A 21,439-nucleotide genomic window follows, 5' to 3' on the forward strand; every position below is an offset into this window, starting at 1 on the left:
GTCGTTTGAAAGGACATCGTAAAGTTTGGACACTGGCGGCCTTGTCGATAGACCTTCAACCCTTGGAGTAGCCTCATGTCCCGCCGCCTGTTGGGCCCGTCCGCGCGCTTTGCGCTCGCCGGCATGTTTGCGTCGTTGTCCTTTGCCGGCATCTCGCATGCCGCCGATTACCCCGCCCGTCCCATCAAGCTGGTGGTGCCGTTCGCGGCGGGCGGTTCGACCGACATCGTGGCGCGCCTGGTCGCGGAATATGCGGGCCGCGATCTGAAGCAGACCATCGTGGTGGAGAACAAGGCCGGCGCGGGCGGTTCGCTGGGCATGGAGCAGGTGGCCCGCTCGACGCCTGACGGCTATACGCTCGGCATGGCCACGATGAGCACGCATGGTTCGAATCCGGCGGTGTTTCGCAAGATGAACTACGACCCGGTCAAGGACTTCGCGCCGATCTCCAATGTGCTGGCCGTACCCAGCATCTTTGCAATCAATCCGAACGTTCCGGCCAAGAACATGGCCGAGTTCGTTGCGCTGGCCAAGGGCGCGCCCGAACGCTACAGCTTCGCCTCCCCGGGCGTGGGATCGCTGGGCCACGTGAACATCGAGAACTTCATGATGCTGGCCGGCATCAAGCTGCTGCACGTGCCGTATCGCGGCGCCGGGCCGGCGTTGAACGACGTGATGGGCGGGCAGGTGGACGCGATTACCGACAACCTGTCGTCGACGCTGCCTCAGGTGCTGGGCGGCAAGCTGCGCCCGCTGGCCGTGCTGGGCGCGGAACGTTCGCCCTTGCTTCCCGACGTGCCGACCTATATTGAACTGGGCTATCCCGACATGGGAACGGGCGGATGGTTCGGCCTGGTGGCGCCCGCCGGCACGCCGCCGGCGGTGGTGGACCGTCTGAACAAGGCCGTCCGCGCGGCGATGGAGGATCCGGAGTTCCGCAAGAAGGCCGAGGACGTGGGTGGTACGCTGATGCCCACGACCCCCCAAGAGTTCCAGGTGCAGATCGACGAGGCCCTGGCCCGTTACGCCAAGGTGGCCAAGGCCGCCAACATCCAGGCAGACTGACGATGACTCCCGCCGACTTCGAAGCTGTTTCCGTGCATGAGCCGACCGGCCCCGCGTTGCCGCTGGTCTGCGATTCGCCGCATAGTGGCGAGCGCTATCCCGAAGACTTCGGGGCCCTTGCCACGCTGGCGCAATTGCGCCAGGGCGAGGACACGCACGTGGACGAGCTGTGGTCGGCGGCACCCGGCTTGGGCGCCACGCTGATCGCGGCGAACTTCCCTCGCGTCTATATCGACCCGAATCGCACCTTGCAGGACCTGGATCCCGAGCTGCTGGCCGAACCCTGGCCGGAGCCGCTGGAACCCGGGGAAAAGACCCGTCTGGGCAAGGGCCTGATCTGGCGCAGGATGGATAAGGCGACGCCGATCTACGACCGCAAGCTGACGCTGGCGCAAGTGCTGCACCGGATCCAGGCGTATTACCAGCCTTACCATGCGGCGCTGTCGCACGCGATCGCGCAGGTGGAACAACGCTTTGGCGCGGTCTGGCATCTGAACCTGCATTCGATGCCCAACGACGCGTACGAGCGGCTGGGCCGGCAAAGCGAGCATCCGCTGGCGGATTTTGTGCTGGGCGACCGCGACGGCACGACGTGCGAGCCTGAGTTCATCGCGCTGATCGAAGCGGCCCTGCGCGGCAAGGGTTATACCGTGGCGCGCAATGATCCCTACAAGGGCGTGCAACTGATCGCGCAGATCGGCCAGCCCGCCTTGAACCGGCATAGCCTGCAGGTGGAAATCCGCCGTCCGCTGTATATGGACGAGGCGACGCGCGAACGCAATGCGGGCTTCGAGGCGCTGCGCGCGGATCTGGCGCAAGTGCTGGAGCAGGTGGCGGCGTACGTTCGGGTCCGCATGGCTGCCATCACGTCGACAAAATAGAATCGCGCCGATAATTTCCGGCGGGTGTTGCCGCGTGCCGAGCTGGGCGTTGATGCGAATCAACGCCCAGTTCGCATATTGCGTTTAAGTTTTCTGGCGCCGGGCCGTTGTCGAACATATCGGTTCGCGCCCATTTGAGCGCGGCCATAGGAAACCGAAATGCCTGAGAAGATCATCAACGGATTTTCAGTGGTTGCGTACGCGACACAGCCCGAAGGGCGCACACCTCCGCGCGCGTTCATCGAGACGAGGCGTCTGCCCGCCAAAACGGATGCGCAGACGGCCAGGGCCGACGCCGAACCGGAGAACGAAGCGCAAGAACCCGAAAGCCTGGTGTTCGAGATCTTCCTGAGCCGGCGCTTTCGCAGCACGATCGAGGCCATGTCGGCCGCGCGCAACGCGCTGGATCGTGTCGCTACCGTGGACGAAGGCGGCGTGCCGGATCCGCTGCCCGAGTAGGACGCGGCGGGCGCTCGGCGCCGCACTGGAAGGCCGCCGTCAGCGGCGCCTTCAAGTCAGGGTGCTGCGCATCAGGATCTCGGTCAGGGCGCGGGTGGGCTTGTTGGGGGCGGCCGCCGAGATGACGATGAATTCCACCTGGGGCAGGACGGGCAGTTGCGCCGCGCCCGCGGGCGCTGACAGCCCGGCCGTGGACAGGTGCGACGGCTGCACCGTGACGCCCAGGCCCGCGCGGGCGGCGGCCTGGCAGCCCGCGTAGCTGGTGCTGGTGCAGACGATCTGCCAACTGCGGCCGGCGCGCGCCAGCGCATCCAGCGCCAGCGTGCGCGTCACGCTGGGTTCACGCAGCAGTATCAGGGGCAACGGCTCGTCGATCGCCACGCGCAAGCCTTCCTTGGCCCGCCACAGCAGCGCTTCCTTGTGCAAGGTCTGGCCGCGGCGGTCGCCGCGTCGGCGCTTGCCTATCATCACATCCAGTTCGTTGTCGTCCAGCAGCTTGTAGAGTTCGCTGGTGACGCCGATCGTCAAGTCCAGTTCCACTTCGGGGTGGGCCAGCCGGAAGGCTGCCAGCACATCGGGCAGGGGGCCCATCGCCAGGTCGTCGGACGTGCCCAGACGGATGCGGCCACGCAGCCGGGGCGCGTCGAACAGGCGTTCGGCCCGTTCGTGGGCGTCGAGGATGATCTCGGCGTGCACGAGCAGGCTGCGGCCATCGCTGGTCAGCGCAAGCGAATGCGTGTCGCGCTGGAACAGGCGCCTGTTCACGGCCTGTTCAAGCTGCCGGATATGTTCGCTGACGGTGGGCTGGGTCAGGGCCAGCCGGCGGGCGGCTTCGGAGAAGCTGGGCGCGGCGGCGGCCGCGGCGAAGGTCTTGAGCCACAGAGGATTGAGCATGGCGTGCGCTGGTCATAGGATATGCCGATGACAGTTAAAGTAACTACTGGTCTTCACGATGGCAAGGGGCGCGCCTATAGTTTGCGCAACTTTACGGAAATCCTTCTGCCATGCGCCGCTTCCTGCCCGACCAATTCACGCTCCTCCTGATCGCCACGGTGGCCTTCGCCAGCGTCTTCCCGGCGGTGGGCAACGGCGCGTCGTTCATGATGGTGGCCAGCAACGTGGCCATTGCGTTGCTGTTCTTCCTGCATGGCGCGCGCCTTTCCACGGACGCCATCGTGGCCGGCGTGAAGGATGTGCGGCTGCATGCGCTGATCCTGGCCTGCACCTTCATCCTGTTTCCCGTGCTGGGGCTGGCGCTGCGCGCGCTGTTTCCTGACCTCTTGACGCCGTCGCTGTGGCTGGGGGTGCTGTTCGTCTGCACCTTGTCGTCGACCGTGCAATCGTCGATTGCATTCACGTCCATGGCGCGCGGCAACGTGCCCGGCGCCATCTGCGCGGCGACCGCGTCCAATCTGCTGGGCACCGTGCTGACGCCGCTGCTGGTGGCGGTGCTGCTGCACCGGCAGGGCGGCGGGCATGGCCTGGCCGACGCCGGCCGCATCCTTATCCAGCTATTGCTGCCTTTCGCGGCCGGCAGCCTGCTGCGCCCGTGGATCGGCGCCTGGGCGCTGCGCAACAACCGAACGCTGTCCAAGGTCGATCGCAGTTCCATCCTGCTGGCCGTCTATACCGCGTTCAGCGCGGCCGTGGCGCAAGGCATCTGGCATGCGTTTCCGCCGATCGACCTGGCGACCATGGTGCTGGTGAACGCCTTGCTGCTGGGCTCGGTGCTGCTGATCACGACCTGGGGCAGCCGCAAGCTGGGGCTGTCCAAGGAGAACGAGATCACGATGGTCTTCTGCGGCTCGAAGAAGTCGCTGGCGTCGGGCATTCCGCTGGCCACCGTGCTGTTCGGCACGTCGCAGATGGGCGTAGTGGTGCTGCCGCTGATGATCTTCCACCAGATGCAACTGATGGTCTGCGCGGTGCTGGCGCGCCGCTATGCGGAGCGCGAAACGCCCGTGGTTGCGGTGGCGGCGCGGGCGTAGATCCGGAAGGGGCTCTCAACCCCGCGCTTTCAAACTGGCGCGTCCAGCGGGCGGATCTTGCCGCTGGGCAGCCAATACACGCTGCCCTCGCGCTCCTGCACGGCCAGCACGGTCAGGCGGCCGTTCTTGCAGGGGCCGCCCACGCACAGGCCCGTGTCGGGCTGGTAGGTGGCGCCGTGGCGGGCGCACATGAGCAGGTCGCCCGCCCGGGTGAAGAAGCTGCCTTCCCAGTCCAGTTCCACGCCCACATGGGCGCAGCGGTTCAGGTAGCCGTGCACGCGGTCCTGGTAACGCACGAAGAAGGCGGTGGTCTGGCCGGCGCTGTCGGACACGGGCACCTTCACGCCCAGTCCCCCGTTGACGAGATCGGCGGCGGCACAGACGCGGACTTCCGGGGTGGACGAGGAATCTTGCATGGGTAGCCTGGAAATCAAAGGATGCGATGTTCGGGTAGCGGCCGGGGCTTGTCAATCGGCGGGCGCCGCGCGGGCGCTTTCCTGCTGGCGCGCCCACATGCCGGCATAGATGCCACCCTGGGCCAGCAACTGCGGGTGGCGGCCGCGTTCGACGATGCGGCCGTCGGCCAGCACGATGATCTCGTCCGCGTCCGCCACGGTGGACAGGCGGTGGGCAATGATCAGCGTGCTGCGGCCCTGGCTGACTTCGCGCAGGTTGGCCTGGATCTCGCGTTCGGTGTGGGTGTCCAGCGCGCTGGTGGCCTCGTCGAACAGGAAGATGGCCGGGTTCTTGAGGATCGTGCGGGCGATCGCCACGCGCTGCTTTTCGCCGCCGGACAGCTTCAGCCCGCGCTCGCCCACCATGGTCTGGTAGCCGTCCGGCATGGTCATGATCAGGTCGTGGATATGGGCCAGCCGCGCGGCGGCCTGGATTTCCCCGTCGGAGGCGCCTGGACGGCCGTAGCCGATGTTGTAGTGGATGGTGTCGTTGAACAGCACCGTGTCCTGCGGGACGACGCCGATCGCGGCGCGCACGCTGGCCTGCGTCACGTCGCGCACGTCCTGTCCGTCGATGGCGATGGATCCGCTGTCGGTGTCGTAGAAGCGGAACAGCAGCCGCGCGATGGTGGATTTGCCCGCGCCCGACGTGCCCACCACGGCCACGGTATGGCCCGCGGGAATGCGGAAGCTCACGCCCTTCAGGATGGGGCGGCGCGCGTCGTAGCCGAAATGCACATCGCGGAATTCCACCTGTCCGCCGCTCACCCGCAGGGCCGGCGCGCCGGGACGGTCGGCGACCTCGCGGTCCTGGCCCAGCAGTTCGAACATGCGCTCCATGTCGATCAGCGCCTGCTTGATCTCGCGGTAGATGAAGCCGAAGAAGCTAAGCGGGGTGTAGAGCTGCAGCAGATAGGTGTTGACCAGGACGAAGTCGCCCAGCGTGTAGCGGCCGTCGGCGATGCCGGTGGCGGCCATCCACATCACCAGCGTCAGGCCCACGGAGATGATGGCGGCCTGGCCGATGTTGAGGACGGACAGACTGACCTGGCTGCGCACGGCGGCGCGTTCGTAGCGGGTCAGCGAGGCGTCGTAGCGGCGGGCTTCGTGCTCCTCGTTGCCGAAATACTTGACGGTCTCGTAGTTCAGCAGGCTTTCAATGGCCTTGGTGTTGGTCTCGGCATCGGTTTCGTTCATCTGGCGCCGGAACTTCGCGCGCCATTCGGTGACGACGAGCGTGTAGGCCATGTAGAGCGTGACGGTGGCGCCGGTGGCCAGCGCCAGCCAGCCATCGAACATCTTCCACAGCACAATGCAGACCAGGCCGATCTCGAAGAAGGTGGGCAGGATGTTGAAGAGCAGGAACGACAGCAGGGTCTGGATGCCCTTGGTGCCGCGTTCGATGGCGCGGTTCAGGCCGCCGGTCTGGCGCGCCAGGTGAAAGCGCAGCGCCAGCGCGTGCAGATGACGGAATATCCGCAGGCCGACCGCGCGGATGGCGTGCTGGCCCACGCGGGCGAAGATGGCGTCGCGCAGTTCCGAGAACAGCAGCGACAGCACCCGGGCGGTGCCATAGGCCAGTATGAGTCCCAGCGGCACGGTCACCGCGCCGGGCGCGCCCTTGCCCAGTTCGTCGATGGCCTGCTTGTAGAGCAGGGGCACATAGACGGTGGCCGCCTTGGCGGCGAACAGGCAGAGCAGCGCGGCCACCACGCGTATCTTCAGGCCCGTCCTGCCGGGCGGCCAAAGATAGGGAAACAGGGTGCGAAGCGTGGAAATGCCGCCGCCCTTTTTGGGCAGCGCGTCGGGAGAATTCATGTCTGGATGCGGTTGTTGCGCAAGGCTGCGCCGGGTGGCGGCCAGCCGCTAGAAGGGCATTATCCGGCACCAGCGGTACTATTCGACGGATAACCCCTGGGATGGAGCGACCTCTGCCCCGGGGGGATCGACGCGGTATCGTGGCACGGGCGCAGCGCATCGGGCCCGTTTTCTTCTCTTCCAACCAAGGGTTCTGCCCGGCTGCCCCCTTGGTTGCGCGACTTGGCGCGTATTCGCCGCGCAAGTGTCGCGTCGCATGCTACGGAGGGTCTTATGGCGAAGGTACCCGCAGTGAAATTGAACGACGGCAACAAAATTCCGCAGTTGGGCCTGGGAGTCTGGCAAGTGCCCGACGAGCAGGCGGCCTCCAGCGTGAAGGAGGCGCTGGCGGCTGGTTACCGCTCGGTGGACACCGCGGCCATTTATGGCAACGAAGCCGGTGTGGGCTCGGGCCTGCGCGCGGCCGGGGTGGCGCGCAAGGATCTGTTCATCACCACCAAGCTCTGGAATGACCGGCATGGCTACGACGATGCGCACAAGGCGATGGACGAAAGCCTGGAGAAGCTTGGCCTTGCCTACGTGGACCTGTACCTGATCCATTGGCCGGTGGCGGGCAGCGAGAAGTTCCTGGACGCCTGGCGCGCCATGGTTGAAATGAAGGAAGATGGCCGGGCGCGGTCGATCGGGGTGTCCAACTTCACGCAGGCCAATCTGGAGCGGCTGATCGACGCGTCAGGCGTCACGCCGGCGGTGAACCAGATCGAGCTGCATCCGGGGTTCACGCAAGTTGGACTGCGGGCTTTTCATGCCCGGCACGGCATCGCGACCGAGTCCTGGAGCCCCCTGGCGCAAGGCGGCGTCGGCAAGGAAAAGGTCATCCTGGACCTGGCGGAAAAGCACGGCAAGTCGCCCGCTCAGGTGACGCTGCGCTGGCATCTGCAAAGCGATCTGATCGTGATCCCGAAGTCGGTCACGCCGGCCCGCATCCGCGAGAACATCGACGTGTTCGATTTTGAGCTGTCGACAGAGGACATGGCCGCCATCGACAGGATCAAGCAGGGCGCCCGGCTGGGGCCGGATCCCGAGAAGTTCGGCGGGTAGCCGGAAAGGTCCGGTGGCGGGCGCGGCGCGCGGGGCCGCGCTGCCGGCCGGGCCGGTGTGCCCAAGGCTGGCGTCGCCTTGATCTGGTGTTGCTCTAAGCTGGTGTGGCTCTAAGCGGGCGTGGCCCTGAGCTGACCTTGTCCTTGGCTGGCATGGCCGCTGGCTGCGATGGCCCTTAGTGCTTGAGCGGCACCGCCCAGTAGCGCACGATGACCACGAGCAGAAGGGTCAGCGAGGTCCAGGAGGCCCAGTGCCAGGCGCCGGTGCCGAGCAGGGCCGCCAGCAGCCCGAAGACGCTCAGGACGCCCAGCAGGATGGGCGCGCCCCAGACGAACATGACGCCACGGCCGTGCTTGCGTGGGGGCTTGTTCATGCAGGAGTCCTTTGCGGCGCGGCGGCGGCCTGGTGTTTCTTGACGAGTTCGTTGATGCGCGCTTCGGTGGCGCGGCGGCGCGCCAGCCACAGGTAAAGTCCGCTGGCGAGGACCACGATTGTGACGAGGTCCAGCAACGCCCAGATGATCTTCAGGGGCAGGCCGCCGTAGTCGCCGAAATGCAGGGGGCGGGACACTTCCAGCGCCGTCAGATACCAGGGCATCCTGGCGACCGTCGTGAGCTCGCCGGTCTTGCCGTCCACCAGCACCGGCGTGTTCAGCTTCGAGGTCAGCGGCGAGTCGCCGCGCATCCAGGCGATGTAGTGATGGGGGCTGCCGAAGGCATTGCCCGGGAACGAGATGAATGACACTTCGTTGCCCGGCAGGGCTTTTTTCGCGGTGTCGGCGGCGAGCTGGGCCGACGCCAGTTCGGCGGGCACGGCCTGGCCCTTGTAGGGTTCAAGCACGCGGACCAGTTCGGTGGATTGCCACAGGCGGAACAACGGTGTCGACAACTCGTTGATGACGCCGGTGAGGCCCACCACGAGTGCCCAGACCAGCGTCACGATGCCCAGCAGGTTGTGCAGGTCCAGCCATTTCAGGCGCGTGGAGCGCGAGGCGCGCACGGTGCCGAATTCCAGCTTTTTCATGAAGGGCCCGTACAGCACGACGCCCGACACGATGGCCACGCAGAACAGCAGGCCCATGAAGCCGAGGAAGAGTTCGCCCGTCAGGCCGGCAAACAGGTCCACGTGCAGGGCCAGCATGACGCCCATGAAGGAGAATTTCTCTTCGGTGTAGAGCGGACCGTCCAGCAGGACATCGCCCGTGCGGGCGTCCATGCGCACGGCATGGCCGGAGGCCTGGCCGTCGCCAGGTTTTTTCGCCAGGCCCACGAAGACCTGGGGCTCGTCGGGATCGAAGAACAGATAGTCGACGACCTCGCCGGGATACATGGACTTGGCGCTGTCCACCAGCTTGTCCAGGTTCGCGGGGGGCGTATCGGCGGGCACGGCCGACAGCGGCTTGGCGTCATCCAGCCAGTGCTCGATCTCGTGGTGGAACACCAGCGGCAGGCCGGTGAGACAGATGATGAGCAGGAAGACCGTGCAGATCAGGCTGGTCCATTTATGGACCAGATACCAGGTTTTGATGGTGGATGCGGCTGTCATGGCGGCGTCGGGGATCGGCTTGCGCGTCCCCTTCCAGGCATGGCTGAATAAAGGGGGAACATTATCACGAATAAAAGCGATTCTCGTAACGCTATTTGACCCTGCCGGCTACGCGGTGGCAGATGGGGACGGAGCAAAGCAGGTTAAAAAGAAGGGTCGGTTTTTCCATTGCGTCAGTACTGAATCATCATGGAGCAGCGTTTTCTGAAAGTCCCTCGTAACGAATCCGGCCGCGACTATGCGGTGGGTGATGTGCACGGGCATTTTTCGCGTTTGCAGGAGAGCCTGGATCGTCTGGGCTTCGACCCGTCCCGGGACAGGCTGTTTTCCGTGGGCGATCTGGTTGATCGCGGTCCCGAGAGCGAGGCCGCGCTGGAATGGCTGGCTCGCCCCTGGTTCCAGGCCGTCCAGGGCAACCACGAGGACTACGCCATCCGCCACGTGCGCACCGGCCAGGTGGACGTCATGAATTGGCGCGGCTACGGCGGCGGGTGGTTCCTGGACCTGCCCCCCGAGCGCCAGGAGGTCTTTGCCGAGGCATTCACGAAATTGCCGATCGCCATCGAGGTCGAAACCTCGACTGGCGCGGTAGGGCTGTTGCATGCCGATTGTCCGGTGCTGTTCTGGCCCCGGCTGGAATCCGCCCTGCAGGACCGCTACCGGCGCACCAGCGCGGCCTGCCAATGGTCGCGCGACCGTCTGCGGCAGATGGACCGCACCGGCATTCTTGGCGTGCGCGCCGTGGTGGCGGGGCACACGCCGGTGGCTTCGCCCCTGGTGCTGGGCAACGTGTATCACATCGATACCGAGGGCTGGAACGAGGGTTACTTCACCTTCCTGGACCTGGAGTCCCTGCAGGCGTGGCCCTGCGAAGTCGTGACCGAGTCGGCGGCCACCGAGTAGATCCCGGCCGCCCTGAAACAGAAACGCCCCCTGGCGCGCAGCGCGGGGGGCGTTTTTTTTGCCGTAAGCCGAGAGGCTACAGCGGCCGGGCCGTCACCGAGCCCGGGCTGTTGACGGCGCTGGCGCGCGCGCCGTCGGGGTCGACGCCAGCCGCGGGCAGGGCGGGCGCCTGCGGCGCGCTGGCGGCGGGCGCGTTGCCGGCCTGCGGCACGGGGATCGGCATCAACGGCGGCTGGACGGCGCTGTCCGGCGGGGCCATGGCGCCGCCCGGGGGCAGCGGCTTGACCGAGGTGTCGACGCCATCGGTGGAGCGGTTGTTGTTCAGGAAGTCGGTCAGTGCGTCGCCAGAGGACAGGTCCAGCGAAGCCACCGCCTGGCCGGGCGGGAACTCGGCGAAGAAGTACTCGCCGTTGTCCACCAGCAGGCCGTCGGGACGGGGCGCGGGCTTGGTTTCGGGCACGCCCTTCAGGACCGGCTGCATGTAGTCCAGCCAGGTGCTCAGCGCGAGGCCGCTGCCGAATTCATTGGTGCCCAGCGATTTGGGCTGATCGAAGCCCATCCACACCGTGGTGGCCAGATTGCCCGAGAAGCCCGAGAACCAGACGTCCACGGCATCGTTGGTGGTGCCGGTCTTGCCGCCGATGTCGTTGCGCTTGAGTACCTGGTGCGCGCGGGCGGCGGTGCCGTTGACCGTGACGCCGCGCAGGATGTCGTCCATGACCCAGGCGGTGCGCGGGTCGATGGCGCGCGCCTCGGCGTCGCCGGCGACGACGGGCTGCGCCTGCATCAGCACCTTGCCGGAGCGGTCGGTGACGTGGTCGACCAGATAGGGCGTGACGCGGTAGCCGCCGTTGGCGAAGACGCTGTAGCCGTTGGCGACCTGCAGCGGCGTGGCTCCCCCGGCGCCCAGCGCCAGCGGCAGGACGGCGGGCCAGCGCGACTTGTCGAAGCCGAAGCGGGTGAGATAGTCCTGCGCGTACTGCGGCGAGATCGCCTGCAGGATGCGGATCGACACCATGTTCTTCGAGCGCATCAGGCCCTGGCGCAGGGTCAGCATGGGTTCGTACTGGTTGCCGTCGTTCTTGGGCTGCCAGGCCTTGGAGCCGGTCTGCTCGGCCGTCAGCATGAAGGGCTGGTCCGAGATCTGCGTGGCGGGCGTGAAGCCGCGTTCCAGGGCGGCCGCGTAGACGAAGGGCTTGATGTTGGAACCGGGCTGACGCCAGGCCTGCGTCACGCGGTTGAAGGTGCCGCGGTTGTAGTCGAAGCCGCCGATCATGGCGCGGATGGCGCCGTCCTGCGGAACCATGGACACCAGCGCGGCCTGCAGCGCGGGCATGTTGATGATTTCCCAGTGGTCGCCGGTTTTGTGGATATAGACCACCGAACCGCGGCGGATGCGCTGGCTGTTGCTGGCCTTGGGGTTCAGGGCCCGGGCGACGACGGCCAGGGCTTTCTTGTCGGAGATCGTGATGATGTCGCGCGCGCTGCGCGCCACGGTGACTTCGGTGGGGCTGGCGGCCAGCACCACGGCGGCGAGCAGGTCTTCGCTGTCGGGCGTCTTTTCCTGCACCCCGTCCAGGATCTCGTCCAGCGCCGGCGCGTCCTTTTCGACGTCGTCGGGCAGGTCGATCTGGTCTTCCGGTCCGGGGTAGACGGCGCGGCGCGTGTAATCCATGACGCCGTCGCGCACCGCGCGGTAGGCGGCTTCCTGCGCCTTGGAGTCGATCGTCGTATAGACGTCGATGCCCTTGGAATAGGTGTCCTCCTGGAACACGCCATACATGAGCTGGCGGGCAAGTTCGGCGGGGTAATCGCCATGCACGGCGAAGCCGCGCGCGCTGGTGCCGTCCGCGCCGCGGATGGTCAGGCGTTCCTTCAACGCTTCGTCGGCCTGTTCGGGCGTCAGGTAGCCCAGCGTCTTCATGCGGCCCAGCACATAGTGCTGGCGGATCTCGGCGCGCGGGTAGTTGGTGATGGGGTTGAAGCGCGACGGGGCCTTGGGCACGCCGGCCAGCATGGCGGCCTCGGCGGCGGTGACTTCGGACAGGGGCTTGCCGAAGTACGTGCGCGAGGCGGCCGCGAAACCATAGGCGCGGTGGCCCAGGTAGATCTGGTTCATGTAGAGCTCGAGGATCTGGTCCTTGGTGAGCTGGGATTCGATCTTGAACGTCAGCAGCAGTTCGTAGAACTTGCGCGAATAGGTCTTTTCCGACGACAGGTAGAAGTTGCGCGCGACCTGCATGGTGATCGTGCTGCCGCCCTGCGTCTTGGATCCCTTGACCAGGTTGGTCAGCACGGCGCGTGCCACGCCCATCCAGTCGACGCCGCCGTGGCTGTAGAAGCCGTCGTCCTCGGCCGCCAGCACCGCCTGCCGCATCACGGGGGGAATCTCGTCAAAGCGCAGCACGTTGCGGTGCTCTTCGCCGTATTCGCCGATCAGCACCTTGTCCGCCGTGTAGATGCGCAGAGGCACGCGCGGGCGGTAGTCGGTCATGGCGTGCAGGTCGGGCAGGCTGGGCCATGCCAGAGCCAGCGCCAGGCCGATCAGGACGGCTCCGCACACGGCGGCTCCGGCCGCGGCGATGCTCGCTTTGACCAGGAGACGTTTCCAGGGAAGGCCCGATTTGCCGCCCGGGGTGGCGGTGGATTGCTGGGGGGTGCTCATTGCAGGCGATTCTAGGGCAGAACGTTATAGACCGCCCAGGGCCCGATAAGGTTTCAGTAACCAAATCTGCCGGCGGGGCGATGCGGGGCGATCTGCCGATCAAATAAAGGGACGGGCTTCAGGACAGGCGGGCTGCGGAATTCAGGGGGGGCGGGGGATACCTACGCCCGTTGCACGCGCCCGTTGCACGCGCCCTGAACTGTATTGCGCGCGGTGACAAACGGCAAGCGCCGTCGCGGCCGCCGTCGGCTTGTCAGCCGCTGTGCAGAGGCGCAACCGATGTGGGGACGGATTGCAGGTAGCGTTGGGGCGGGGCGCCCAGGGCGCGGTGGAACATGGCGGAGAATGCGCTGGCGCTGCGATAGCCCAGGTCGGCGGCGATGCGCGCCACCGGCACGCCGAGCGACAGCCTGCAGACGGCATCCGCCAGCCGCACCTGCTGCACCCATTGCCGATAGTTCAGGCCCAGTTCGGACTGGAACAGGCGGATCAGCGTGCGCGCGCTGGCGCCGACCTCGCTGCCCCAGGTTTCGATGCCGCGCTGCAGGCCGGGCTGGTCCAGGATCGCCGTGCAGATGGTTTGCAGGCGGCGGTCGCGCGGCCAGGGAATCTGGATGGGCACCACGCGGGCGGCGGAGAGTTCGGCAAGAATCAGTGCGGCGATCTGCTCCGCGCGGCCTTCCAGCGGGTAGTCGATGGGCTCCGCGGTCAGCGCCAGGATCAGTTCGCGCAACAGCCCGCTGACTTCGATCACCTGGCATTGCGGCCAATAGCCTTGCGCGGCGTCGGCCTGGATGTACAGCGAACGCATGGATACCGCGCCCACCATGTCCACGCCGTGCGGCACACCGGCCGGCACCCACAGCGCGCGCAGCGGCGGCAGCGCCCAGAACCCGCTGGGCGTCGTGACGCGCATCACGCCTTCTACCGCGTAGATGAGCTGGGCCCTGGGGTGCGAATGGGCGCCCGTCTGGGCGCCGGCGGAAAATTCCTTGGCCATGGCCGTGACCACGCGCGGCCGATCCTGGTAATCCAGGGCATTGATGCTGCGGGCGGGGTCGAGCGCGGCGGCGTGGCGGAGGGGCATGAGTGTCACTTCCGGCGAAAGTATCAGGGGAAAGGTGAAAGTGCGATGCCCGTATTTTGTCACTTTCGCGACGAAAATTGGCAGATGGCTCCGGGCGCGCATTCCTACACTATCGGCAGGTCCCGGCAGCGCGCCGGGCAGGCCATCCTCTACGTGTGCGACCCATGAACTCCGCCCAGAATCCCGCCGCCGGCGTCCCCGGCGGCCATGTTCCCCCCGCCGCAACCCCCACCGACCCGGCGGCTGCCTCGGATCCGTCCACCGCCTTCAAGGTGCTGGGCGCGATCAGCGTGGCGCATCTGATGAACGACATGATCCAGTCGATCCTGTTGGCCATCTACCCCATGCTGAAGGACTCTTTCAGCCTGACGTTCACGCAGATCGGGCTGATCACGCTGGTCTACCAGTTGGCTGCGTCGTTGCTGCAACCCTTCATCGGCTTCTATACCGACCGTCATCCCAAGCCGTATTCGCTGCCGGTGGGCATGGGATTCACGCTGCTCGGCCTGCTGCTGCTGTCGGTGGCGCCGTCGTTCGGCTGGCTGCTGGTGGCCGCGGTCCTGGTGGGCACGGGCTCATCGGTCTTCCATCCCGAATCGTCGCGCGTCGCGCGCATGGCCTCGGGCGGGCGGCACGGGCTGGCGCAATCGCTGTTCCAGGTGGGCGGCAACGTGGGGTCGGCCCTGGGACCTCTGCTGGCGGCGCTGTTCATCATTCCGCACGGGCAGGGCAGCGTTGCCTGGTTTTCTCTGGCGGCCTTGTTCGGCATGGTGGTGCTGACCGGCATCGGCCGCTGGTACAGCGCCAACCGCGTGTTGCTCAAGCCGCGCGCGCGCCGCGAGGCCGCCGGCAACGGGCTGTCGCGCAATCAGGTGCTGGGCGCGTTAGGCGTGCTGGGCGTGCTGGTGTTTTCCAAGTACTTCTACCTGGCCAGCCTGAACAGTTATTTCACGTTCTACCTGATCGACAAGTTCGCGCTGTCGGTGCGCGAGGCTCAACTCTATCTGTTCCTGTTTCTGGCCGCCGTGGCGGTGGGCACGGTGGTGGGCGGGCCGGTCGGCGACCGGATCGGCCGCAAGATCGTGATCTGGGTGTCCATCCTGGGCGTCGCCCCGTTCACGCTGATGCTGCCGCACGCCAACCTGTTCTGGACGGGCGTGCTGGTGGTGATCATCGGCGTGGTGCTGGCATCGGCATTTTCGGCGATCGTGGTCTATGCCCAGGAACTGGTGCCCGGCAAGGTGGGCATGATCGCCGGCCTGTTTTTCGGCTTCGCCTTCGGCATGGGCGGACTTGGGGCGGCGGCGCTGGGCCGGCTGGCTGACGCCACCAGCATCGGCTATGTGTACCAGGTTTGCGCCTATCTGCCCTTGCTGGGGGTGGTGGCGATCCTGTTGCCCAAGGTGGGAAAGACGCGGGCCTAGGGGCGCGATCGAACGTTTGATTGAGGCCCGCGCGGCGCCCGCCCCGCGGGCATGTGCATTCCCGCAACGGGAGTGCATGAAGGGTACGCGTCAGGCTGGCCGGGCGCGCTCGGGGCGGTCGGATGGCGTTTTCGCGGCGCTTTGGTGGCGCCTTGGTGCGGGACCTGACGGGCGGACCTGACGGCGTGCTCACGGCGCCTGGGTGGCCTTCGCGTCGCATCGGGCAGGGTGAACCCTGTCCCTGGCCAAGTTAACTGTCAATTACTGCAAAGAGAACATCACCTGGCGCCAGCCTTGTCGTATCCTGTTCGCATGCCGTGCAATCGTCTTGGCGCGGGCAGTAAAGGTTCAGGACGGACAGACATGCGTTGCCTCATGGCCTCGTGCATGAAGAGGTCTTTTCGTCCTTCTGGTAACAAAAAGCATCAAAAATGCTTACGTGTAACGCGTTTCCTAGTGCGAACCCAGTGCAACAGCAGTTCCAAGCGACGGAGAGGGTCCACAAGGCCCGAGCCGGCATAAACCATGACGACTTCCCTGTATTTTCTGGTGTGGGGCCTGGCGACGGCGTTGGCGCTGCCGTTGCTGCTGCCATTTCACGCCCGCGCCCTGGAGGGCGTTCCCGCATTCACGGCGGCGAACGCACTGGCTGTGCTGTCCCTGCTGGCATACGCCGCCGCCGAGATCGTTCCCCCCGGTGCCTATGTGATGGTGTCGAACGCGGCCTGGGTCTGCTCGGTTGCGTTGGTCTACATCGGGGTACGGCAGTTCTTCGGATTGCGCCCGCATGTCTTGCGCACGGCCGTGCTGTGCGCGCTCTGTGCGGCCGGGCTGGCGGTGCTGCTGTACCGGAGCGACGACCTGGCGGCGCGCCTTGTGCTGTTTTCGGTCTATACCTGTGTGCTGATGGCGGCGACGGCCAGGGTCATCTTCCGGCAGCGCAAACGCATCCAGACGGGGGGCGTGGTGCTCTATCTGCTGCTGGCGGTCCTTGCGCTGGCCGCGTTGCACGCCTTGCGCATATTTGTCTACGGCACGGGGGTGGCAACGCCCATGTCGCTGCTGCAGCCATCGGCCTGGGGCCTGTTTTTCATTGTCTGCGGGTCGGTCACCGTGCCGGCGCTGTTTTTGGCGCTGCTGCTCCTGATCCAGACCTGCCAGTCGGAAAAAATGCAGGCAGCGCTGACGTTCGACAGCCTGACCCAGGCGTACTCGCGCCGCAGCATCCTGGATGAACTGGAGCGCGAGCTGCAGCGCTGCGAACGCTCCGGGGGCCGGCTGGCGGTGCTGGTGCTGGACATCGATCACTTCAAGTCCATCAACGACCGCTACGGCCATGCGGCCGGCGATACCGCGCTGCGCCACTACGCGCAGGTCGTGCAGAACGCCGTGCGCGCAAGCGACCGCTTTGGCCGATTGGGCGGCGAGGAATTCGTGCTGCTGATGTACGACTGTGATGCGGCCAGCGCGCTGGTGCACGCGCAGCGCGTCTGCGATGCCCTGCGCGATACGCCCCTGTACCTGCAGGGGCTGGAAGTGCCGATGACCACCAGCGGCGGACTGGCCTCGTATCAGCCGGCGGATAGCGCGGACGGCATTCTGGCCCGCGCCGACGTGGCGCTGTATCAGGCCAAGGAGCAGGGGCGTGACCGCGTGGTGATGGCCCGGAGCGCGCGCGGCGCGGGCCGCGCGGCTGCGGGCGTGCCGGCATCGGCCCCGCACAACGCGCCGGCCCCGCACAACGCGCCGGCCCCGCACAACGCGCCGGCGGGCGCTCCGCAAGCGGCGGGCACTACGGCTTGAGGTGTTCCGTCAGGAACTTCTCCATGGCTTCGTAGAACTCGAACTTGTTCTCGTCGTTGTGGAAGCCGTGGCCCTCGTTGTCCTTGACCATGTATTCCACGTCCACGCCGCGCGCCTTGAGCGCCGCGACCATCTGGTCGCTTTCGTCCTTGTTGACGCGGGGATCCTTGGCGCCCTGCGCCACGAACAGCGGGGTCTTGATCTTGTCCGCATGCATCGCGGGCGAGGTCGCGGCCAGGCGGTCATGGTCGCGTTCGGGGTCGCCCACCATGTCCTGCATTTTGTCCAGCATCGGCTTCCAGTACGGCGGAATGGACTTCATGAACGTGAACAGATTGGACACGCCCACATAATCGACCGCCGCGGCATACAGGTCCGGCGTGAAGGCGACCCCCGCCAGCGTGGCGTAACCGCCGTAGCTGGCGCCATAGATGCCGATGCGCTTGGGGTCGGCGATGCCTTGCCCCACCAGCCATTGCACGCCGTCCGTGATGTCGTCCTGCATCTTCAGGCCCCATTGCCCGAAGCCGGCCTCCCAGAAGTCGCGGCCGTAGCCGGTGGATCCGCGGAAGTTCATCTGCAGCACGCAGAATCCTCGGTTGGCCAGGAATTGCACCTCGGGGTTGTAGCCCCAGCCGTCGCGTGCCCACGGGCCGCCGTGCGGGTTCACGATGCAGGCCAGGTTTTTGGGGTCGCGGCCGGCGGGCAGGGTCAGGTAGCCGTGTATGGTCCTGCCGTCGCGGCTTTGATAACTGATGGGCCGCACCCGCGACATGTCGGCTTCGGGAATGGCCGGATTCAGATCGGCCAGCTTGGTCAGCGTGTCGGCGGCGGCGTCGTAGATGTAGCGGGAACCCGGCGTGCGGTCGTTGTAGGCGGCGACGATGAACTTGTCTTCGTCGCGGTTGGCGCCCTGGATGACGAAATCGTATCCGCTCAACCTGGCGGCCAGCTTCTTGTTCAGGGCCTCGGTTTCGGCATCGAAGAACTTGTATTGCGGCTTGTCGGTCTGGTAGGAGGCCACCGTCAGCACGCGGCGCTTGCGCGAGAACGCGGCGCCGTCCAGGTCCACCGTGTCGGGCGTGAAGATTTCTTCTTCGGCGTCGGGGTTGGCCGGGTCGATGATCACCAGCGACAGCTTGTCGCGCCCGCGGTTGCTCAGCGCGTAGAGCCTCTTGTCGTCGAAGGTGAAGAATGCCGGGCTGACGCTGGTGCGGTAATCGGTGGTGATCAGGGGGCGGAAATCCGAGGCTTCGTCGTCGCGGTAGAGCAGGGCGGTGTTCAGCCCGTCGCTGGTGATGGCGGCGCGCACCTTGCCCGCGTGGTCGGTCTGCCAGCCGATGATGTTGCCGGGATTCTGCGCCACCAGCACGGCCGCGCCGGTGTGGACATTGACGCGATAGACGTCGAACACTTCGGGGTCGCGCTGGTTGTGGCTGATCAGGACGTGTTCGGGGTCGTCTTCGAGGTCGTCCTCGATGCCCGCGCGCACGCCCTCGTAGGGAGTCAGGTCGGTGATCGTGCCCGTCTTGGTGTTGACGGCCAGCACGTGGTAGTTCTCATCGCCGCCAAAATCCTTCTGGTACAGCACGACGTCCGCGCCCTTCCAGAAATAGGCGCTGATGTCGCGCGCGGTTTCGCGGGTGAGCTGGCGGGGCTCGCCCACCAGCTGGCTGCCCTGCAGCGGCTGGACGTAGATGTTCATGCGGGCGGGGTTGCCGTCGACGCTGGTGGGCTGCATGAAGGCGAGCGTCTGGCCGTCTTCCGACAGGCGGAAATAGCCGCGCTCCGGATTGCGGAAGAAGTCTTTCAGGGGATAGGCGCGGGGAGGCGGCTGCGTGGCGCAGGCACCCAGGGTGGCGCCTACGATGCTGGCGGCCAGGACGGTGCGCGTCATGAATGAGAACAAGGGAAACCTCCGAGATGTCGATCCGCGTTGCGATGGGCGCGCTCGGGACGAGGGGCGGACCGCCAGGCGTGGCGGACGGTCCGGCGGGCATGTGCCGGCGGCTCGCCGATAATGCCATAGCCGCGCGGGCGGTGTCGAACCCGGCCCCACTTATGCCGTCAGGCCGTTTGCGGGATAATCGCGGCAATTCATCTGGAGATTTACATGTACAGGAATCTGGTCGCGGGACCGGCGCTGGCGCTGGCACTGGGCCTGACGGGCTGCTCGATAGGCATCTCGCAGGACAGCTCGTCGCCGCACAGCGAGTTCAAGAACGTGGCGGTGACCTTCAAGGATGCCTACGATACGGCGATCCGGCAGTCCAATGCGTGCCTGCGCAGCACCGACAACGCCTACCGCGTGGTGACCGACCTGAACGAAAGCGCGCAGTCCGGCGTGGTGCGGGTGCTGGCGCCTTATTCCGACAACGAGATGGCGCGGGTCGACCTGAAGGCGGCCAGCCCCAAGACCACGGACGTGCGGATCGTGATGTGGGGCAAGGGCACCTGGGACGCCGCCGCGATGCAGGCCATGCAGAACGCCATCTACTATGGCCTGGTGTCGTGCAGCGCGTACATGCCGCTGGACCCGCGCCCCAAGGTCAAGCCGTCGCGCGACCTGCCCGGTTAGTGGCGGGCGCGTGCGGGTTCAGTCGCCGCCCGGACGGCGGCGGATGATCTTGAAGGTGGCGGTGGCGCGCGCCACCAGTTCGCCGTCGGCGCGCCGGATGTCGCCTTCACAGAAGGCGATGGAGGCGCCGCGGCGCAGGCAGCGCGCCTCGATGACCAGGTCGCCCGTGGCGGGGGACAGGAACGTGGTGTTCATGTCGATGGTGGCCATGCCTTCGGAAGCCTCCGCCGAGCCGCGCGCCGCGGCGCTCAGCGTGAAATCCAGCACGCTCATGAGCGTGCCCCCATGCACGTCGCCGCGGCTGTTGGTCAGGTCCTGGCGCCACGGCAGCGTGGTGCGCGCATAGGCGGGCGCGATGCTTTCGGGCACCAGGCCGATGAAATGCATGAAAGGAATGGTCAGGCCGAAGTAGTCGGTTTGGGTGGAAGCGGATGCAGTCATGGAACCGTTGTGGGCGGGAAGGGATAGCGGGTTGTCGCCGGTCATAATATATGTTTTTGCCACGGGATTGAGGCCATGACCGGCCAGGAACCCTCGCGGTCCTTTCGCAAGATCGTGCATGTGGACATGGACGCGTTCTATGCGTCCGTGGAGCAGCGCGACAACCCGGAATTGCGCGGCAAGCCGGTGGTCGTTGCGTGGACTGGCCCGCGTTCGGTCGTGTGCGCGGCCTCTTACGAGGCGCGCCGCTTCGGCATCCATTCGGCCATGTCGGCCATCAAGGCGGAGCGGCTCTGTCCGCACGCGGTCTACGTGGCGCCAGACTTCAACCGCTACCGCGATGTGTCGCGCCAGATCCGCCAGATTTTCGCGCGCCATACCGACCTGATCGAACCCCTGTCGCTGGACGAAGCCTATCTTGACGTGACGGTCAACAAGTACGGGCTGCCGTCAGCCACCGAGGTGGCCCAGGTGATCCGCCAGCAGATCCGCGAGGAAACCGGTCTGACCGCCTCGGCCGGCGTGGCGCCCAACAAGTTCCTGGCCAAGATCGCGTCCGACTGGAACAAGCCGGACGGACAGTTCGTGGTCCGTCCGAACAAGGTGCTGGCTTTCCTGCAGCCCTTGCCCGTGCGCAAGGTGCCGGGCGTGGGGAAGGTGACGCAGGCGCGCCTGGAGCAACTGGGCATCCATACGGTGGGCGATCTGGCGACGCACACCGTCCAGGAACTGGAACACTATTTCGGGCGCTACGGCCGGCGCCTGTATGAACTGGCACGCGGCATCGACGAGCGCGAGGTGCAGACGGACCAGCCCTTGCAGCAGGTGTCGGCCGAAACGACGTTCTCGCAGGATATCCGTCTGGACGCGCTGGGCGACGCGATCGACCGCATGGCGGAAAAGGTGTGGGATCAGGCGCTGAAGAAGGGCGCGCTGGGTCGCACGGTGGTGCTCAAGCTGAAGACGGACCGCTTCCGCATCCTGACGCGCAGCCAGACCAGCGCGAATCCGCCCGCGTCCGCGGCGGAACTGGCCGCGCTGGCCCGCCTGCTGTGCGAACGCGTGGAACTGCCGCCGGAGACGCTGTACCGGCTGGCCGGGGTGGGAATGAGCAACTTCGCCGACCCCCAGGAACAGTCGCGCCAGCCCGATTTGTTCGGCGGCGCGTTCTAGACGAGGCACGCAGGAAAGCGCCCCGCGCAGGGGCCCTTTCCCCCGCCGGACCG

At 66.4% G+C, this 21,439-nt stretch carries 19 protein-coding genes; 10 read left to right on the top strand and 9 right to left on the bottom strand.

Annotated features, from left to right (window positions below; genetic code table 11):
- Window positions 1-75 precede the first annotated feature (75 nt).
- From ASE30_RS21865 to ASE30_RS21875, 3 genes are all read left to right on the top strand, one after another.
- The gene (locus ASE30_RS21865) at window positions 76-1,065 is read left to right on the top strand and encodes a tripartite tricarboxylate transporter substrate binding protein (RefSeq protein WP_057286383.1); all 990 of its coding nucleotides are present in this window, start codon (window positions 76-78) and stop codon (window positions 1,063-1,065) included.
- Between the two features lie 2 nt (window positions 1,066-1,067).
- Window positions 1,068-1,946 (top strand): N-formylglutamate amidohydrolase, encoded by an 879-nt coding sequence (locus ASE30_RS21870; protein WP_057286384.1) that lies wholly within the window; start codon window positions 1,068-1,070, stop codon window positions 1,944-1,946.
- A gap of 159 nt (window positions 1,947-2,105) precedes the next feature.
- On the top strand, window positions 2,106-2,405 hold the full coding sequence (locus ASE30_RS21875) for a hypothetical protein (protein ID WP_057286385.1): 300 nt from the start codon (window positions 2,106-2,108) through the stop codon (window positions 2,403-2,405).
- Between the two features lie 51 nt (window positions 2,406-2,456).
- Here the strand turns inward: ASE30_RS21875 and ASE30_RS21880 are convergent, their stop codons facing one another.
- Complete coding sequence (locus ASE30_RS21880) at window positions 2,457-3,299, bottom strand: LysR substrate-binding domain-containing protein (RefSeq protein ID WP_057286386.1); 843 nt, start codon at window positions 3,297-3,299, stop codon at window positions 2,457-2,459.
- A gap of 110 nt (window positions 3,300-3,409) precedes the next feature.
- Here ASE30_RS21880 and ASE30_RS21885 point away from each other — a divergent pair, with 110 nt between their 5' ends.
- Complete coding sequence (locus tag ASE30_RS21885; RefSeq protein ID WP_057286387.1) at window positions 3,410-4,393, top strand: bile acid:sodium symporter family protein; 984 nt, start codon at window positions 3,410-3,412, stop codon at window positions 4,391-4,393.
- Between the two features lie 29 nt (window positions 4,394-4,422).
- Here ASE30_RS21885 and ASE30_RS21890 read toward each other — a convergent pair whose 3' ends face one another.
- Both ASE30_RS21890 and ASE30_RS21895 read right to left on the bottom strand, forming a co-directional pair.
- Window positions 4,423-4,809 carry a Rieske (2Fe-2S) protein gene (locus ASE30_RS21890; protein WP_057286388.1) on the bottom strand — a complete coding sequence of 129 codons (387 nt, stop codon included), beginning with the start codon at window positions 4,807-4,809 and terminating at the stop codon, window positions 4,423-4,425.
- Between the two features lie 51 nt (window positions 4,810-4,860).
- Window positions 4,861-6,666, bottom strand: a complete 1,806-nt coding sequence (locus ASE30_RS21895; RefSeq protein ID WP_057286389.1) for an ABC transporter ATP-binding protein/permease — start codon at window positions 6,664-6,666, stop codon at window positions 4,861-4,863.
- A 273-nt stretch (window positions 6,667-6,939) separates the two neighbouring features.
- Between ASE30_RS21895 and ASE30_RS21900 the strand changes: the two genes are divergently transcribed.
- Window positions 6,940-7,767 carry an aldo/keto reductase gene (locus ASE30_RS21900; protein ID WP_057286390.1) on the top strand — a complete coding sequence of 276 codons (828 nt, stop codon included), beginning with the start codon at window positions 6,940-6,942 and terminating at the stop codon, window positions 7,765-7,767.
- Window positions 7,768-7,942: 175 nt separating this feature from the next.
- On the opposite strand, the gene ASE30_RS21905 is transcribed toward ASE30_RS21900, so the two are convergent.
- Both ASE30_RS21905 and ASE30_RS21910 read right to left on the bottom strand, forming a co-directional pair.
- Window positions 7,943-8,140 carry a hypothetical protein gene (locus tag ASE30_RS21905; RefSeq protein ID WP_057286391.1) on the bottom strand — a complete coding sequence of 66 codons (198 nt, stop codon included), beginning with the start codon at window positions 8,138-8,140 and terminating at the stop codon, window positions 7,943-7,945.
- On the bottom strand, window positions 8,137-9,312 hold the full coding sequence (locus ASE30_RS21910) for a PepSY domain-containing protein (protein ID WP_057286392.1): 1,176 nt from the start codon (window positions 9,310-9,312) through the stop codon (window positions 8,137-8,139). The genes ASE30_RS21905 and ASE30_RS21910 overlap by 4 nt, the downstream gene beginning before the upstream one ends.
- Window positions 9,313-9,501: 189 nt before the next feature.
- Here ASE30_RS21910 and ASE30_RS21915 point away from each other — a divergent pair, with 189 nt between their 5' ends.
- A complete protein-coding gene (locus ASE30_RS21915) occupies window positions 9,502-10,215 on the top strand; it encodes a metallophosphoesterase (RefSeq protein WP_057286393.1) in 714 nt (237 codons plus the stop codon).
- Between the two features lie 76 nt (window positions 10,216-10,291).
- On the opposite strand, the gene ASE30_RS21920 is transcribed toward ASE30_RS21915, so the two are convergent.
- Window positions 10,292-12,880, bottom strand: coding sequence for a penicillin-binding protein 1A (locus ASE30_RS21920; RefSeq protein WP_057286394.1), 2,589 nt, complete (start codon window positions 12,878-12,880; stop codon window positions 10,292-10,294).
- 253 nt (window positions 12,881-13,133) lie between these two features.
- Window positions 13,134-13,967: a helix-turn-helix domain-containing protein gene (locus tag ASE30_RS21925; protein ID WP_057286395.1), complete on the bottom strand. Its 834-nt coding sequence runs from the start codon at window positions 13,965-13,967 to the stop codon at window positions 13,134-13,136.
- Window positions 13,968-14,131: 164 nt separating this feature from the next.
- Here ASE30_RS21925 and ASE30_RS21930 point away from each other — a divergent pair, with 164 nt between their 5' ends.
- Together ASE30_RS21930 and ASE30_RS21935 are read left to right on the top strand one after the other, a co-directional pair.
- Entirely contained in the window at window positions 14,132-15,391 is a 1,260-nt protein-coding gene (locus ASE30_RS21930) for an MFS transporter (RefSeq protein ID WP_057286396.1), read from the top strand.
- A gap of 525 nt (window positions 15,392-15,916) precedes the next feature.
- Complete coding sequence (locus ASE30_RS21935; RefSeq protein ID WP_082601676.1) at window positions 15,917-17,194, top strand: GGDEF domain-containing protein; 1,278 nt, start codon at window positions 15,917-15,919, stop codon at window positions 17,192-17,194.
- On the opposite strand, the gene ASE30_RS21940 is transcribed toward ASE30_RS21935, so the two are convergent.
- On the bottom strand, window positions 17,184-19,091 hold the full coding sequence (locus ASE30_RS21940) for a prolyl oligopeptidase family serine peptidase (RefSeq protein WP_369819352.1): 1,908 nt from the start codon (window positions 19,089-19,091) through the stop codon (window positions 17,184-17,186). The genes ASE30_RS21935 and ASE30_RS21940 overlap by 11 nt on opposite strands.
- Window positions 19,092-19,307: 216 nt before the next feature.
- Between ASE30_RS21940 and ASE30_RS21945 the strand changes: the two genes are divergently transcribed.
- The gene (locus tag ASE30_RS21945; RefSeq protein ID WP_057286398.1) at window positions 19,308-19,772 is read left to right on the top strand and encodes a BPTD_2524 family lipoprotein; all 465 of its coding nucleotides are present in this window, start codon (window positions 19,308-19,310) and stop codon (window positions 19,770-19,772) included.
- Window positions 19,773-19,790: 18 nt separating this feature from the next.
- Here ASE30_RS21945 and ASE30_RS21950 read toward each other — a convergent pair whose 3' ends face one another.
- On the bottom strand, window positions 19,791-20,213 hold the full coding sequence (locus ASE30_RS21950) for a PaaI family thioesterase (RefSeq protein ID WP_057286614.1): 423 nt from the start codon (window positions 20,211-20,213) through the stop codon (window positions 19,791-19,793).
- A 75-nt stretch (window positions 20,214-20,288) separates the two neighbouring features.
- Between ASE30_RS21950 and dinB the strand changes: the two genes are divergently transcribed.
- Window positions 20,289-21,386 carry a DNA polymerase IV gene (gene dinB, locus ASE30_RS21955; protein ID WP_057286399.1) on the top strand — a complete coding sequence of 366 codons (1,098 nt, stop codon included), beginning with the start codon at window positions 20,289-20,291 and terminating at the stop codon, window positions 21,384-21,386.
- The last annotated feature ends 53 nt before the right edge of the window (window positions 21,387-21,439 follow it).

It is taken from the genome of Achromobacter sp. Root83 (genome assembly GCF_001428845.1).
GTDB lineage: Bacteria > Pseudomonadota > Gammaproteobacteria > Burkholderiales > Burkholderiaceae_B > Achromobacter.

Excerpts from the sequence above, each read along its gene's own strand:
- ASE30_RS21865 (WP_057286383.1), top strand. The coding sequence starts at position 76 with ATGTCCCGCCGCCTGTTGGGCCCGTCCGCGCGCTTTGCGCTCGCCGGC.
- ASE30_RS21870 (WP_057286384.1), top strand. The coding sequence starts at position 1,068 with ATGACTCCCGCCGACTTCGAAGCTGTTTCCGTGCATGAGCCGACCGGC.
- ASE30_RS21875 (WP_057286385.1), top strand. The coding sequence starts at position 2,106 with ATGCCTGAGAAGATCATCAACGGATTTTCAGTGGTTGCGTACGCGACA.
- ASE30_RS21880 (WP_057286386.1), bottom strand. The coding sequence starts at position 3,299 with ATGCTCAATCCTCTGTGGCTCAAGACCTTCGCCGCGGCCGCCGCCGCG.
- ASE30_RS21885 (WP_057286387.1), top strand. The coding sequence starts at position 3,410 with ATGCGCCGCTTCCTGCCCGACCAATTCACGCTCCTCCTGATCGCCACG.
- ASE30_RS21890 (WP_057286388.1), bottom strand. The coding sequence starts at position 4,809 with ATGCAAGATTCCTCGTCCACCCCGGAAGTCCGCGTCTGTGCCGCCGCC.
- ASE30_RS21895 (WP_057286389.1), bottom strand. The coding sequence starts at position 6,666 with ATGAATTCTCCCGACGCGCTGCCCAAAAAGGGCGGCGGCATTTCCACG.
- ASE30_RS21900 (WP_057286390.1), top strand. The coding sequence starts at position 6,940 with ATGGCGAAGGTACCCGCAGTGAAATTGAACGACGGCAACAAAATTCCG.
- ASE30_RS21905 (WP_057286391.1), bottom strand. The coding sequence starts at position 8,140 with ATGAACAAGCCCCCACGCAAGCACGGCCGTGGCGTCATGTTCGTCTGG.
- ASE30_RS21910 (WP_057286392.1), bottom strand. The coding sequence starts at position 9,312 with ATGACAGCCGCATCCACCATCAAAACCTGGTATCTGGTCCATAAATGG.
- ASE30_RS21915 (WP_057286393.1), top strand. The coding sequence starts at position 9,502 with ATGGAGCAGCGTTTTCTGAAAGTCCCTCGTAACGAATCCGGCCGCGAC.
- ASE30_RS21920 (WP_057286394.1), bottom strand. The coding sequence starts at position 12,880 with ATGAGCACCCCCCAGCAATCCACCGCCACCCCGGGCGGCAAATCGGGC.
- ASE30_RS21925 (WP_057286395.1), bottom strand. The coding sequence starts at position 13,967 with ATGCCCCTCCGCCACGCCGCCGCGCTCGACCCCGCCCGCAGCATCAAT.
- ASE30_RS21930 (WP_057286396.1), top strand. The coding sequence starts at position 14,132 with ATGAACTCCGCCCAGAATCCCGCCGCCGGCGTCCCCGGCGGCCATGTT.
- ASE30_RS21935 (WP_082601676.1), top strand. The coding sequence starts at position 15,917 with ATGACGACTTCCCTGTATTTTCTGGTGTGGGGCCTGGCGACGGCGTTG.
- ASE30_RS21940 (WP_369819352.1), bottom strand. The coding sequence starts at position 19,091 with ATGACGCGCACCGTCCTGGCCGCCAGCATCGTAGGCGCCACCCTGGGT.
- ASE30_RS21945 (WP_057286398.1), top strand. The coding sequence starts at position 19,308 with ATGTACAGGAATCTGGTCGCGGGACCGGCGCTGGCGCTGGCACTGGGC.
- ASE30_RS21950 (WP_057286614.1), bottom strand. The coding sequence starts at position 20,213 with ATGACTGCATCCGCTTCCACCCAAACCGACTACTTCGGCCTGACCATT.
- dinB (WP_057286399.1), top strand. The coding sequence starts at position 20,289 with ATGACCGGCCAGGAACCCTCGCGGTCCTTTCGCAAGATCGTGCATGTG.